We start from the raw sequence: 13346 nt of genomic DNA, 5'->3' as shown, positions 1-13346 counted from the left end.
ATTCCGAAGTTTTCAGAGAAAGAACTCGATGAAGCGCAAAGGCACCGGCCCGGACGGCCTGGTGATCGTCGACAAGCCCGAGGGCATCACCTCCCACGGGGTCGTCGCCAAGCTGCGGTGGCTGGCCGGGACCCGGAAGGTCGGGCACGCGGGCACCTTGGACCCGATGGCCACCGGCGTGCTGGTGATCGGCGTCGAGCGGGCCACCCGGCTGCTCGGCCACCTGATGCTCACCGCCAAGACGTACGAGGCGACCGTCCGGCTCGGCCAGACCACCGTCACCGACGACCGGGAGGGCGAGGTCACCGCCTCGACCCCGGCCGACGCCGTCACCCGGGAGGCGATCGACGCCGGGATCGCGGCGCTCACCGGCGAGATCATGCAGGTGCCGTCCAAGGTCAGCGCGATCAAGATCGACGGCAAGCGCTCGTACGCCCGGGTGCGCGAGGGCGAGGACTTCGAGCTCGCGGCCCGGCCGACCACGATCCACTCCTTCACCGTGCACGACCAGCGCGCGGCGGTCGCCGAGGACGGCACGCCGGTGATCGACCTGGACGTGACCGTCGAGTGCTCCTCCGGCACCTACATCCGGGCGCTGGCCCGGGACCTCGGCGCCGGGCTGGGCGTCGGCGGGCACCTGACCGCGCTGCGGCGCACCAAGGTCGGGCCGTACGGGGTGGAGTCGGCGCGCACCCTGGAACAGCTGGAGGCGGCGGTCACCGGCGACTCCGCCACGGGCCTGGAGGTGCTGCCGATCGCGGAGGCCGCGGCGGCCGCCTTCCCGCGCTGGGACCTGGACGAGGCCTCGGCGCAGAAGCTGTCGCACGGCGCGCGGCTCAAGGCGCCCGGGCTGGGCGTGGACGGGCCGATCGCGGTGTTCGGCCCGGACGGGCGCTTCCTCGCCCTGGTCGAGGAGAAGGGCGGGCAGGCGAAGCCGGTCGCGGTCTTCGTCGGCTGACGGCCCACCGCCGCCCGCGGCCCCACCGCCGCCCGCAGCTCCAGTACTGCGCGACATCCCCGCCGGGACTCCCGGCGGGGATGTCCCGTTCCAGGGGACCCCTCCGGTCGGACCGGATCACCCGCACGAGGGAGCGCACGAGGTGAACGCCCGTGGTGAGCGGCGTGGGCGCGGTCGGCGCGCCGCCCCGGCGGGCAGGCTCTCGGCGGTGAGCGAGCGACGGTCGAAGGGGCATTCATGTCGGGGTTTCCGGAGGGCGATCCGGGGCGGTACCTGCTGCGGATCCGCGACCTCAACGGGCGGCTGCACGGCTTAGGGTTCGTCGCCGACCCGCAGGGCGGGGTGCTCACCGCGCACGAGAGCGTGGCCGGGCTGGACCGCGTCGTCCTGCACACCCCCGGCGGGCAGACCCGGGTGCTCGGCCCGGACGCCGTCCTGCCGCTGCCCGAGCACGGGCTGGCGCTGCTGCGCACCGACGCGGTCGGCGGGCTGCCGGTGCCGCCGCTGCCGGCGGCCGCCGTCGGGGGCGGGCACGAGGTACTGCTGCCGGCGCTGGCGGGCGACGACGGCCGGGCGGTCGTGCTGCGCTGCGGGCTGCTCGGGGTCACCGGCGCGGGGTACGGCGGGCACCGGCTGGGCGGGGTGCTGCTGCTGGACGTGCCGGTGGTCGGCGGCGTCACCGTGCCGGCCGGCTCGCCGGTGCTGGACGCCCGCAGCGGGGCGGTGGTCGCGCTGGCCGCGCCCGCCGTCCGGGGCCCGCAGCACGGCGGGGCGCTGCCGGCGGTGGCGGTCGCGGGCGGGGCGGTGGAGGTCGCCGAGGCGCTGGCCGGGCTGCTGGCGCGCAACGCGGCGGCCGCGCCCGCGTACGGCCCGGCGCTCAACCTGGCCGGGGTGCTGAGGCTGACCGCGGCCCAACTGGCCGGCGCCGGGGCCGGACCGGGCCGGGTGGCCGCACTGGCCGCCGACCGGGTGGACCGGCCGGACGGCCTGACCGGGGACGAGCCGGCCGCGACCGTGACCGCGCTGGTCGGCGCCCCCGGCAGCGGGCGCTCCACCGAACTGGCCGCGCTGGCCGCCCGCCGTTCCGGCGCCGCCCGTCCGCTGCCCACCCTCTGGCTGCGCGGCGCCGACCTGCGTGCCGAGGACCGCTCGCTGGCCGAACCGGTGGAGCGGGCGCTGGCGGCGGCGGCGGCCGGGCTGGAGATCCCGGCACCGGCGCCCGAGCCGGTCGCGGCGCTGTGCGCGGCGGCCGGACGGCCGCTGCTGGTCGTGTTGGACGGCCCGGAGGAGGCCCCGGCGCGGCTGGACGCCCGCTGGCTGCGCGGCGCCGGGCAGTGGCTGACGGGCTGCGGGGCACGGCTGGTGACCGCCTGCGGCGAGGAGCTCTGGGAGCGGCTGGCGGCCGAGACCTGGGGCAGCGGCACGGCCGGTGCGGAGCGCGCCGGGGAGCCGCTCCCGGACGGGGACCTGAGCAGCGCCCCCACCGTCCGGATGGACGGCGGCGGCCCGGGCGCGCCGAGCCTGGCCGGGCAGCGGCTCGGTCCGCTGCCGGTCGAGGCCGCCGAGCGGGTGCGCCGACGGTACGGGCTGCCGCCCGGCCGCCCGGCCGCCGCCGAGGACGCCCGGCACCCGCTGGCCGTCCGGCTGGCCGGGGAGCTGTGGGCCGAGGGGCTGCGCGACGGGCCGGTGCGCCGGGGCGAACTGTTCGGCGCCTTCCTGGACCTGCGCTGCCTGCGGGTGGCCCAGCGGCTGGCCGACGGCGGCCGGCCGCGCCGCCCCGGTGCGCACCGCCGGAGTGCGGCCCGGCCGCAGGGACCACGCCACGGGCGGGTGCGCCGGCTGGCGGCGGCCGTGGCGGGCCGGGTGCACGAGGCGGCCCGGCGGATGCTCGGCAGCGAGCCCGGCGGCCTGGACCGGGCCGGCTTCGAGGAGCTGTTCCCGGTCGACGGCGGCTGGGCCACGGCAGTGCTCGCCGAGGGCCTGTTCGTCCCCGCCGGGCCCGGATTCCGGTTCGCGCACGGGGAGTTCGCCGACTGGCTGCAGGGCCTGCACCTGGACCTGGACGCGGCGCTGCGGCTGCTGCTCGGCGAGGCCGCGGACACGCCCCCGTCGCCTGCCGGGGCGCCGGCGGAGCGCGGCCGGGCCGCCGGGGCGAACTCCGTCCCCCGGCACCGGATCGGCCCGGTCGCCGCCGCGCTGCGCCGGGTGGGCGAGACCTGGGGAGCCCCCGCGCTGGACCCGTGGCTGCACCGGATCTGGCGCGCACTGGACCTGCGCCCGCCCGGCAGCGACCCCGCCTGGTGGGCGGCCCGGCTGCTCACCGCCGGCCTGGCCGCCAGCCCCGACCCGGTCGAACACCGGGCGCTGCTCGACCAGTTGGCCGGCCGGATCGCCGAGCGGGCCGCCGCGGCGGGCGGCGCGGCAGGCGGGGCGGCGGTGCTCCCGGCCGCCGGGCTCGGCTCCTTCGGCCCGGCGTTCTGGACCGGCCTCGGCCTGCCGGTCGAGGCCGAACTCGACCTGTTGCGAAGGCTGGTGGTCGCCGACGGCCCCGGCCGGCGCTACCTCGCCGCAGTGGCCGGGCGGCTGCGGAGCGACCCGGTCACGGTGTTCCCCCTGCTCTGCGCCTGGTTCGAGGACCCGCGCGGGCTGCCGGGCCGCCCGGGCGCCCACGGGTGCCCCGGCGTCGCCGACCTCGCGCACGACCTGCTGTACACCCACCGGTGGTTCGCCCTGGACGAGTTGGTCGACGCGCTGGCCGACGCCGCGCACCCGAGGGCGGACGCGCTGCTCACCGTGCTCGCCGCCGAGGAGCCGTCCGCGCTCTGCCGCGCGGTGGACCGCTGGAGCCACGACCGGCGGCCCGAGCGGCACGTCGCCGCGGCCGCGCACGCACTGCGGACCGCCCCGTACGCGACCGGTGCCGCGGCGGACCTGCTGCGCTTCGCCGCGCTGACCCTGCTCGCCCGCGAGGACGAGCCCGGCCTGCACGGCGCGGCGCTGGCGCTGCTGGTCGGCGACCCGGCGACCCGGGCCGAGTACCTGCCGGCCGCGCTCGCGCTGCACCGGGCGGGCGGCGACGCCTTCCTCACCCCGAGCGCGCTGGCCCCGGCCCTGGAGAGCGACCCGGGGCCCGTCCTGGCCGCGCTCGCCGACCGGCTGGCCGCGCCCGACCCGGCCACCGCCGAGACCCTGCGGGTGCTGGCCGACGCCTCGGCGCCGGTGGCCGTGCGGCAGGGCACCGAACTGGCCGCCCGGCTGCTGGCCGCGCACCCGGGACTGGCCGGTCCGGTCGCCGTCGACTACCTCGGCCGCCGGCTGGCGCGCGCGTCCGGTGCCGGCCCGGCCGACCGGCTGGAGCTGCGGGCGCTGCTCGGCGCCGCGCTGGCCGCCGGTGCGGCGGCGGTGCGGCGGCCGTTCGCCGAGGTGCTGTCCGTCCCGGTGGCCGACCCGGCGGCGGACGCGCTGCGCTGCGAACTGCTGGACACCCTGCTCGCCACCGAGACCGACCCCGCGGTGCTGACCGCCGTCGTGGAGCGCCTGGCCGAGCACTGCGCGGCCGAGAAGCCGGCCCGGGCCCGCGCGGTGCTGGCCCGGACGACGGCCGCGCTGGCGGACGCCGACGGGCTGCTGGTGCGCTGCGCCGGGCACTCCGCGGCCTTCGCCAGGCTGCTCGTCCGGTGGCCGAGCGACGCCGCCCCGGCCGCGCCGGAGGGTCCTCGGCTGGCCCGGATGCGGGCCCTGACGGCGGCCGGCCGGGACCCGCAGTACGCCGCCGCGGAGGCGGAACGCACGGCGCCGGACCGGGCCGTACGGCCGCCGGTGCGCTCAACCCGTATTCCGGTGCCTGAGCCGGGGCAGGCGCATGGCACGCTATAGGGGTTCGGGTTTTGAGCGTTTGAGCGTACAGAGGGTACGCGCCGTACGGAACAAGGAGCGGTTCGGGTGCAGCGCTGGCGTGGCCTGGAGGAGATCCCCGGTGACTGGGGACGCAGCGTCGTCACCATCGGCTCGTTCGACGGGGTGCACCGCGGGCATCAGCTGATCATCGGGCAGGCGGTCGAGCGTGCCCGCGAACTCGGCCTCCCCTCGGTCGTGGTGACCTTCGACCCGCACCCGCGCGAGGTGATCCGCCCGGGCAGCCACCCGCCGCTGCTCGCCCCGCACCCGCGCCGGGCCGAGCTGATCGCGGAGCTCGGCGTGGACGCGGTGCTGGTGCTGCCGTTCACCACCGAGTTCTCGAAGGAGTCCCCGGAGACCTTCGTCCGGCAGGTCCTGGTGGACGCGCTGCACGCGCGGGTCGTCATCGAGGGACCCAACTTCCGCTTCGGGCACCGGGCCGCGGGCGACGTGGCGTTGCTCACGGAGCTGGGCCGGGCGGACGACTTCGAGGTCGAGGTGGTCGACCTGCAGGTGTGCGGCACGGCCGGGGACGGCGAGCCGTTCTCCTCCAGCCTGACCCGCCGGCTGGTCGAGGCCGGGGACATGGCGGGCGCCAACGAGGTGCTGGGCCGCCCGCACCGGGTCGAGGGCGAGGTGGTGCGCGGCGCGCAGCGCGGCCGCGAGCTGGGCTTCCCGACCGCCAACGTCGAGACCGTCCCGCACAGCGCGGTCCCGGCGGACGGCGTGTACGCGGGCTGGCTGACCGCTGACGGCGAGAGGATGCCGGCCGCGATCTCGGTCGGCACCAACCCGACCTTCGACGGCACCGCCCGCACCGTCGAGGCGTACGCCATCGACCGGGTCGGCCTGGACCTGTACGGGCTGCACGTCGCGGTGGACTTCCTGGCCTACCTGCGCGGGATGGAGAAGTTCGACTCCATCGAGGCGCTGCTGGACCGGATGGCCGACGACGTCAAGCGCGCCCGCGAGCTGACCGACGGCGCCTGAGCGCCGCGAGCGGCGTCGACGGGGTTCCGAGCCCCGGGGACGCCGGAAGGGCCCGCCGTTGACCGGCGGGCCCTTCCCGTTCCGTCACTGCCGCGGTGCCTGCGGCGGGTAGCCGTAGCCGGGCGGCGGCTGGTAGCCCTCCGGTGCGGCCTGCGGCGCGGGCGCGGTGGGCTGGCCCTGGCCGGGCGGGTAGCCGTAGCCGGGCGCGGTGGGCTGGCCCTGGCCGGGCGGGTAGCCGTAGCCGGGCGGCGGGGGCTGGTAGCCGTCCGGTGCAGGTGCCGGGGGCTGGCCCTGGGCGGGCGGGTAGCAGTCGTAGTCGTAACCCGGCTGCGGCGTGCCCTGCTGTGGCCCCCAGGGCGCGCCGGGGGCGGGCTGCGGGGCCTGCGCGGCCTGGCCCTGGTAGGGCTGCGGCTGCGGGGCCTGCGGCTGTTGCCAGGCGGCCTGCTGGGCGGCGGCCTGCTGGGCCCGGGCGATGTCCTCGCCGACCAGGGTGGCCAGTTCGAAGTACGCCTCGCGGACCTTGGGCCGCATCATGTCGAGGTTGACCTCGGCGCCGGCCGCCAGGCTCTCGTCGAACGGCACCACGACCACGCCTCGGCAGCGGGTCTGGAAGTGCGCGACGATGTCCTCGACCTTGATCATCTTGCTGGTCTCGCGCACCCCGGAGACCACCGTGATGCTGCGCTGGACCAGGTCCGCGTAGCCGTGCGCGGACAGCCAGTCCAGGGTGGTCGAGGCGCTGGAGGCGCCGTCCACGCTGGGGGTGGAGACGATGATCAGCTGGTCGGCCAGGTCGAGCACCCCGCGCATCGCGCTGTAGAGCAGGCCGGTGCCGGAGTCGGTCAGGATGATCGGGTACTGGCGGCCCAGCACGTCGATGACCTGGCGGTAGTCCGAGTCGTTGAACGTGGTGGAGACCGCCGGGTCGACGTCGTTCGCCAGGATCTCCAGGCCCGAGTTCAGGTCCTGCGAGGTGAACTGACGGATGTCCATGTAGCTGCGCAGGTGCGGGATGGCCGTGACGAGGTCGCGGATGGTCGCGCCGGTCTGGCGCTTGACCCGGCGGCCCAGGGTGCCCGCGTCCGGGTTGGCGTCGATCGCGATCACCTTGTCCTGGCGCTCGCTGGCCAGGGTCGCGCCGAGCGCGGTGGTGGTCGTCGTCTTGCCGACCCCGCCCTTGAGGCTGATCACGGCGATCCGGTAGCAGCTCAGCACCGGCGTGCGGATGATCTCCAGCCTGCGGGCCTTCTCGGCCGCCGCGGCCTTGCCGCCGAACTGGAACCGCGGCTGCTGGCGCTGCTGCTTGGGCTGGCTGCGCAGCAGCCGGTCCGAGGACAGCTCGACGGCGGCCGTGTAGCCGAGCGGCGCGCCGTGCGCGGTCTGCTGCGGGGCGGCGGCCTGCTGAAAGGCGGCGGGCTGCTGCGCCTGCGGCTGCTGCTGCCACGGCTGCGCGGGGCCCGGCTGCTGCGTCTGCTGCGGCTGGACGGGCTGGCCCGGGAGCGGCTGGCCGGGGAGCGGCTGGCCGGGCTGGGGCTGGCCCGGCAGGGGCTGGCCGGGCTGCTGGTACGCGGCGGGCTGCGGCCAGCCGCCCTGGCGCGGGTCCACCGGGCCGGCCTGCGGGGCCGGAGCGGGCTGCTGCTGGGCGACGGGGGCCTGCTGGGCCTGGGCCGCCGCCTGCTGGGCCGCCCACGCGGCCTGCGGGTCCCAGGCGGCCGGCTGCTCCTGGGGGTGCTGCGGGCCCTGCAAGCCCTGCGGACTCTGCGGCGGGAGCGGCTGGGCGGGCGGCTGCGCGTAGGACTGCGGCGGGACGGGCTGCCCCGGCTGCGCGGTCGCGGCGGGTGCCGGGGCCGCCGGGTACGGCTGGGGCGCGGGCTGCTGTGCCGGGGCCTCCGCGGCCGGCCAGGCCGGGGCGGTGGCCTGCGGCTGCAGCGGGGCGGCGGAGGCCGACGGGGTGGCCGTCGGGAACGGGACGTGCTGGGCCTCGGCCTGCACGGGCGGCACCGGGGGCACCGGCGCGACGGGCGCGGGGGCCGGCGCGGTGGCCGGGACGGGTGCCGGGGCAGTGGCCGGCACGGCGGTCGGCGCGACCTCGGCCACCGGAGTCGGGACCGGGGCCGGAACCGGCGCGGCCGTCGGGGCCGGCGCCTGGTGCGGGACCGGAGCCTGGGCCTGCGCCGCCACCGGGGCAGCCGGGTGCGCCGCCTCCGCGGCGGGCGCGGGCGCGGGCACCTGCGCGGGCGCGTCGGCCGGCCCGGCGGACGGGCTCACCGGAGCCGCCGGGGCGTCCGTCTGCACGTACCAGGACGGGGGAGTGTAGTCAGGCGCGTCCGACCAGTCGTCGTCGTCCTCTGCCGCGTTGTCGCCGACGTAGACGCCGTCCCGATCGCTGCTCACTCTGGCTCCCTCGTGTTCGCCGCCGCTTGTTCAGCGGTGCCGTTGCCGCATCAAAGACTAGGCCGTACGGCAACCCCTGCTGAAGGCGGCTTCGGTTCCGCGGCGGCCCGCCGGGTGCGGCGAGCCACCGCTCAGTCCATCCGGCGCGGGCCGCCGAGCACCTGCTGTTCCGCCTGCCCCGCCACGGCCCGTACGTACTGGCGACGCATCCGGGTCGCCCACAGGGTGAGGTCGTCGCCGAGGGTGGGCAGCGTGGCCACGTCCTCCGGCGGGAGCGACAGCACCCGGCCGGTCAGTTCCGCCTCCTGAGGGGAGATCCGCTGCACACCGACCAGGTCGGCGGCGTTGAGCACCCGGGAGGCGTTCGGCCCCAGGTACGGCAGCAGTGTCAGGGTGGTCTGCCAGGGCGCGGCGGAGAGCCGGCTTCGCGGCGGACGGGCGCCGAGGTCACGCACCACCAGGACGGGTGAGGCCACCGAGGCGCCCTGCGGCCCGAGCCGGCCGACCTGGTGGACCGTCACGCACGGCTGTCCGCCGCCGGCGGCCTGCGCCAGCGGTCCCCACAGCTGTCCGCGGGCGGTCTCCACCACGACCCGGGCGCCGATCGCGGCCGCGCGCAGGGCGATGACCTGCGCCGTCCACATGCCGCCGACCAGCACCAGGTCGTACGCGCTGGGGCGGAAGAGGCCGAGCACCGCGGGCAGTCCCTGCGGGTCGACGCCGATGACCACGCCGTCGTCGCCGACCGGGAAGGCCAGCGCGGCGAGGTCGGCGGGTTCGAGCACGTGCTTCTCCCGGCGCGGGCCGCGCAGCCCGAAGCCGGGCAGGATCCGCGGCCGGGTCCGGCGCTGCTCGGCGCCGGGCTGCGGGCCGAGGGCGGGATAGGTCTGGTACGCCATCAGGACGCTCCTCCCAGCGGCAGGGTGGCGAGCATGCCGGGGGCCTGCTCCAGGTCGAGGCGGACGAGGCCGAGGCCCGCGCTCTGCGCCCGGGTCTCCACCTGGCGGCCGGCCTGGCCGACCTCGCTCTCGCTGCGCCCGGTCACCCGCAGGTGTCCGCTGACGGTCACCGAGCCGCCGGTGCCGTGTCCGGCGGTCAGGCTGAAGGTGCTGGCCAGGGCCGGGGTGCCGGTGATCAGGTTGACCAGGTCCGGCGCGGCGATCCGGCCGGGCGAGCCGCCGGGGCGGCTCAGCTGCGGCCAGCGGGAGATCCAGTAGGTGGTGTGCCAGCGGTCGTCGATCCGCCAGAACCGGTTGCCCTCCTGGGTGCGGCGGGTGGTGCCGCCGCCGCTGCCGGTGCCCTGGCGGCCGGCCGTCGCGATCGGGTTGGCGCAGGCGGAGATGGACAGGGCGGCGATCAGCTCGCGCTCGTCCAGCACGGTCGCGTTGAACCCGGCGCTGTTGAGCCGTCCGGCCAGCTGGTCGGTCACCCGCTGCAGCGCCTTGCGGGCGCCCTCCTCGCCGCCGCCGCGGGCGCGGACGGCGGTCGCCGCGCGCTCCGGGTCGAGCTTGAGGGCGACCCAGGTCAGCCGCAGCCCGGGGGTGGAGGTGCCGTCCGGCAGCTCGCGGTAGGCGCGGGCCGCCAGCGACTGCTCGGGCAGGTGCGGGGCCGGGGCGGGCTGGGTGTGCTGGACCAGCTGCACGGACTCCAGGGTGATGTCGTCCACCGTGAGCGCCGAGCAGATCACGTCCAGCGGCAGCGGCAGGGCGGTGCGCACCGGGCGCAGCGGCTGGTCCTTCGCCTGGACGAGCAGCACCGAGCTGAGGAAGGTGCCGTCGCCGACCATGCCGGTCTCGCGGCGCACCGGGCGGCCGCCGAACTCGGCCTCGGTGGCGTGGGTGCAGGTGCGCAGCCCCGGTTCGAGCTCCAGCGCCGGCGCCAGGGCCGGGTCGGTGCCGGCCGGCGGCAGCAGCGTACGGGCCTGCTTGCGACGGGACTTGAGGGCGGATCGGACCCGCAGCAGCTCGGGGACGGTCCGGCCGCGCACCGGGACGGCGGCGAGGACGAGCAGCACCAGCGCGACCGCGCCGAAGCCGGCCGCGACCGGGCGGCTGATGGTCCAGCCGATCGCGACCAGGGCCACCGCGACCTCGACCAGGACGAGCTGTTGGAGTTTCAGCCGCCCGCCGAGCAGCCCGGGTCGGGGGTTGACGCGGACCTGGACGGCGCCGCCGCCACCCGCGTCCGGCTGCGGTCGGACGGGCCCCGGCTCGGCGGCCGGGCCGCCTTGCTGCGCCCGGCCGGACCGGCGCGACCTCCCGCCGCCCACGCTGCGGCGGCGTCCTGGAGCGGTCTGGCTTGGCATCCCCCGGTGGCCCTCTCTGATCCGTTGTCGCGGCCCGGCTGGCTGGTTCGCGGACCGTACCCGTACCGTACTCACCGTCTGCTGCCGCATCGTAGAGGGTTCGCGCCGGTTCGCGCCCGGCGGGTGGACCACGGGGCAGGTCGGTCTGACACGTCCGACAACGTCTGACTAGGGGGACGACGAGGATGGCATCGCGCCGGGACGAGCTCAACGCCTACACCTTCGCGCGCAAGCGGACGGTGGGGGCCTTCCTGCTGCCCTCCGGCGGCGGGAGCGACGAGGACGCGCCGCGTCCGGTGAAGGCGGTGCTCCCGAGCATCCTGGTCGGCGCGGTGGCCGTGGCCGGGTTCGGGGTCTGGGGGGTGTTCAAGCCCAGTGCCCCGCTGAAGTGGGACGACGGCAAGAACATCATCCAGGGCAAGCAGTCGACCACCCGGTACGTGGTGCTGACCGACCCGGACGGCAAGACCAAGCGGCTGCACCAGGTGCTCAACATGTCCTCGGCGCGGCTGGTGCTGCCCGCCGAGGCCAAGGTCGTGGTGGTCGACGACGGGGTGCTCGACCGCTACCCGAACCACGGTCCGACCATCGGCATCCCGTACGCGCCGGACAAGTTGCCGAGCAAGGACAACGCGAGCCAGTCGATGAAGTGGACGGTGTGCGACCGCCCGGGCTCGGACGAGAAGCAGGAGACCGTCAACCAGGCGGTGTTCGTGGCGGCGGGCGCGGACGCGGCGGCGCTCGCGGCCAAGGACCGGAAGCTCGGCCAGGACCAGCTGATGCTGGTGCAGCAGGCCGACGAGCAGCAGGTCTCCGCCGCGCCGGCGCCGGGTCAGCAGGCCGCCACGGGCCCGAAGGTCTTCCTGGTCGACGCGCAGGGCCGCAAGCACGAGATCGGTTCCCCGCAGTCGGACGACAAGGAGCGCAAGTCGCTGATCACCGCGGTCTTCGGGCCCAACGCGGTGCCGCAGCGGGTGAAGCGGGACTGGCTGGAGACCCTGGTCACCGGCACTCCGATCACCTTCCCGCAGGTCGAGGGGGCGGCGGACAGCCAGAACGCCAACTCCACCGTGCAGCTGGGGAACGTCGCCGACCGCCGGATCGGCCGGCTGGTGCACTACCAGGACCGCAACTACGTGGTCGGCAAGGACCGGCTCTTCCTGGTCACCCAGTTCCAGGCGGACCTGATCCGGCAGAACCCGGCGTTCCAGATGCTCTACAAGTACGACCAGGACAAGAAGCCGCGCAGCGACGAGATGACCCCGGCCGACCAGTCCGTGTCGGGCAGCGAGACCCCGCTGCCGGGCACCGCGGCCGACTGGCCGCTGAAGTCCGGTGCGCCGGTGAACAACTGGCAGGACCGCCAGGACGCCCGGCTGGTGGTGTGCAGCACCTTCGACGGTGTCGCCGAGGACGGGAAGACGCCCAAGCGCAGTGTCTGGGCCGGGACTTCGTACCCCGCGCCGTACAACAACGGCGCCGGCGCCGCGTACGTGACCCCGGGTCACGGCCTGTTCTACCGCGCGCTGAACAACACCACCGCCGGCTCCGGCACCGACTTCCTGATCACCGAGACCGGGCTGCGTTACGCCGTTCCGGCGAACGGCGACGGCGGCCGCGGTGCGACCCCGACGCCGGGCGCGCAGCCCGGTCAGAGCGGCGCGGCGAAGCCGCCGGCCCCGCCGTCGAGCACCCCGAACCCGGGGGCGCCGGACCAGCAGCAGGGCCAGCAGTCGGGCCCGCCGCAGGACGAAACCGGCGGCAACCAGGCGCGGTTGGGCTACCAGGGTCTCCAGCCGCTGCCGGTGCCGCACGAGTGGTCGGACCTGGTGCCGGCGGGCCCGCCGCTCACCGCGAAGAGCGCCGCGCAGCCGCAGAACGCCTGACCGGCCAAGCGCGGCAACGGAATTGGCCGCAGTGTCATGGTCTGGTAACTACTCCGTGCTCAGTGTTGGGCGAGCTGCGTGTGCCGACTACAGTGCTGCTGGGCATCACGCCTGTGATGCGGCGGTCGGGTCCTCCGGGGCCCTCCGCACACGCAATTGTTGTCTCATGGGGGACGGTGGAGCATGGCTCAGGGTCAGTTCACGATGACTGCTCAGGAAATGCTGGCTTTCGCCAATAAGATCGAGCAGGCCATCGGCCAGATCGAGGGCGAGCGCGCCAAGCTGATCAGCACGGTTTCGGGCATCACCGTCGGCTGGCAGGGCCAGGCGGCGACGGCCTACACGAACCTGCAGAACAAGGTCAACGAGGACATCGGGAAACTCAAGGAGTCGCTGACCGCGATCAAGCACGCGATCGAGGCGACCACCAAGCAGTACGCGACCACCGAGGAAGAGCAGAAGGCGATGTTCTCCAACACCCAGGGCTGATCGGCGCACCCGCGCTGATCACCGGTCTGTTCCGAACCGCCGCTCGGCGGGGTGTCCGCCACTGACCGCGGGACGCTCCGCACCCTCGTCAAGGGAGACAACGTGTCCGACCACATTCTCGTCAACTTCCAGACCGTTCACAACGCCGCCGAAGAGGTCAAGGCCTCGGCCGGCCGCATCGAGCAGATGCTGAGCGACCTGAAGAAGGACGTCACCCGCATCGCCCAGAGCTGGCAGGGCAAGGCCCAGGAGGGCTACAAGATCCAGCAGGACAAGTGGGACTCGGCCGCCAACGACCTGCACACGACCTGCAACCAGATCGCGGCCTCGCTGGAGAACGCGGCGCAGAGCTACCGCACCACCGAGGACAAGAACGCCAGCCTCTGGCACAACTGATCACGGGTTCCCATCGGGAACGACAGGGGCG

The 13346-nt window shown here is 76.0% G+C and carries 9 protein-coding genes; 6 read left to right on the top strand and 3 right to left on the bottom strand.

The genetic code is table 11. The annotated features are described in order from the left end of the window. The first annotated feature begins 28 nt into the window (after window positions 1-28). The 3 genes from truB to ABT048_RS34060 all read left to right on the top strand — a co-directional run bounded on the left by truB (window position 29) and on the right by ABT048_RS34060 (window position 5845). Entirely contained in the window at window positions 29-958 is a 930-nt protein-coding gene (truB, locus tag ABT048_RS34070; RefSeq protein WP_350525459.1) for a tRNA pseudouridine(55) synthase TruB, read from the top strand. 237 nt (window positions 959-1195) lie between these two features. Beyond that, on the top strand, window positions 1196-4834 hold the full coding sequence (locus ABT048_RS34065; RefSeq protein ID WP_350525458.1) for a serine protease: 3639 nt from the start codon (window positions 1196-1198) through the stop codon (window positions 4832-4834). 66 nt (window positions 4835-4900) lie between these two features. Beyond that, window positions 4901-5845: a bifunctional riboflavin kinase/FAD synthetase gene (locus ABT048_RS34060; protein WP_350525457.1), complete on the top strand. Its 945-nt coding sequence runs from the start codon at window positions 4901-4903 to the stop codon at window positions 5843-5845. Window positions 5846-5929: 84 nt separating this feature from the next. Here the strand turns inward: ABT048_RS34060 and ABT048_RS34055 are convergent, their stop codons facing one another. The 3 genes from ABT048_RS34055 to eccE all read right to left on the bottom strand — a co-directional run bounded on the left by ABT048_RS34055 (window position 5930) and on the right by eccE (window position 10508). Then, window positions 5930-8239, bottom strand: coding sequence for a MinD/ParA family ATP-binding protein (locus ABT048_RS34055; protein WP_350525456.1), 2310 nt, complete (start codon window positions 8237-8239; stop codon window positions 5930-5932). 131 nt (window positions 8240-8370) lie between these two features. Beyond that, window positions 8371-9138 (bottom strand): hypothetical protein, encoded by a 768-nt coding sequence (locus ABT048_RS34050; protein ID WP_350525455.1) that lies wholly within the window; start codon window positions 9136-9138, stop codon window positions 8371-8373. After that, complete coding sequence (eccE, locus tag ABT048_RS34045; RefSeq protein WP_350525454.1) at window positions 9138-10508, bottom strand: type VII secretion protein EccE; 1371 nt, start codon at window positions 10506-10508, stop codon at window positions 9138-9140. Before eccE ends, ABT048_RS34050 begins: the two co-directional genes overlap by 1 nt. Before the next feature lie 221 nt (window positions 10509-10729). Here eccE and eccB point away from each other — a divergent pair, with 221 nt between their 5' ends. From eccB to ABT048_RS34030, 3 genes are all read left to right on the top strand, one after another. Beyond that, the gene (eccB, locus tag ABT048_RS34040) at window positions 10730-12430 is read left to right on the top strand and encodes a type VII secretion protein EccB (RefSeq protein WP_350525453.1); all 1701 of its coding nucleotides are present in this window, start codon (window positions 10730-10732) and stop codon (window positions 12428-12430) included. A 183-nt stretch (window positions 12431-12613) separates the two neighbouring features. Continuing rightward, window positions 12614-12919, top strand: coding sequence for a WXG100 family type VII secretion target (locus tag ABT048_RS34035; RefSeq protein WP_350525452.1), 306 nt, complete (start codon window positions 12614-12616; stop codon window positions 12917-12919). Window positions 12920-13021: 102 nt separating this feature from the next. Further along, window positions 13022-13315, top strand: coding sequence for a WXG100 family type VII secretion target (locus tag ABT048_RS34030; RefSeq protein ID WP_350525451.1), 294 nt, complete (start codon window positions 13022-13024; stop codon window positions 13313-13315). The last annotated feature ends 31 nt before the right edge of the window (window positions 13316-13346 follow it).

This window comes from Kitasatospora sp. NPDC096140 (assembly GCF_040303045.1).
GTDB lineage: Bacteria > Actinomycetota > Actinomycetes > Streptomycetales > Streptomycetaceae > Kitasatospora.
Note: the sequence above shows the minus strand (reverse complement) of the source record. Positions and strands in the feature narration are given on the sequence as shown.

Coding starts and splice junctions, on each gene's coding strand:
- ABT048_RS34050 (WP_350525455.1), bottom strand. CDS start 9,138: ATGGCGTACCAGACCTATCCCGCCCTCGGCCCGCAGCCCGGCGCCGAG.
- truB (WP_350525459.1), top strand. CDS start 29: ATGAAGCGCAAAGGCACCGGCCCGGACGGCCTGGTGATCGTCGACAAG.
- ABT048_RS34065 (WP_350525458.1), top strand. CDS start 1,196: ATGTCGGGGTTTCCGGAGGGCGATCCGGGGCGGTACCTGCTGCGGATC.
- eccB (WP_350525453.1), top strand. CDS start 10,730: ATGGCATCGCGCCGGGACGAGCTCAACGCCTACACCTTCGCGCGCAAG.
- ABT048_RS34035 (WP_350525452.1), top strand. CDS start 12,614: ATGGCTCAGGGTCAGTTCACGATGACTGCTCAGGAAATGCTGGCTTTC.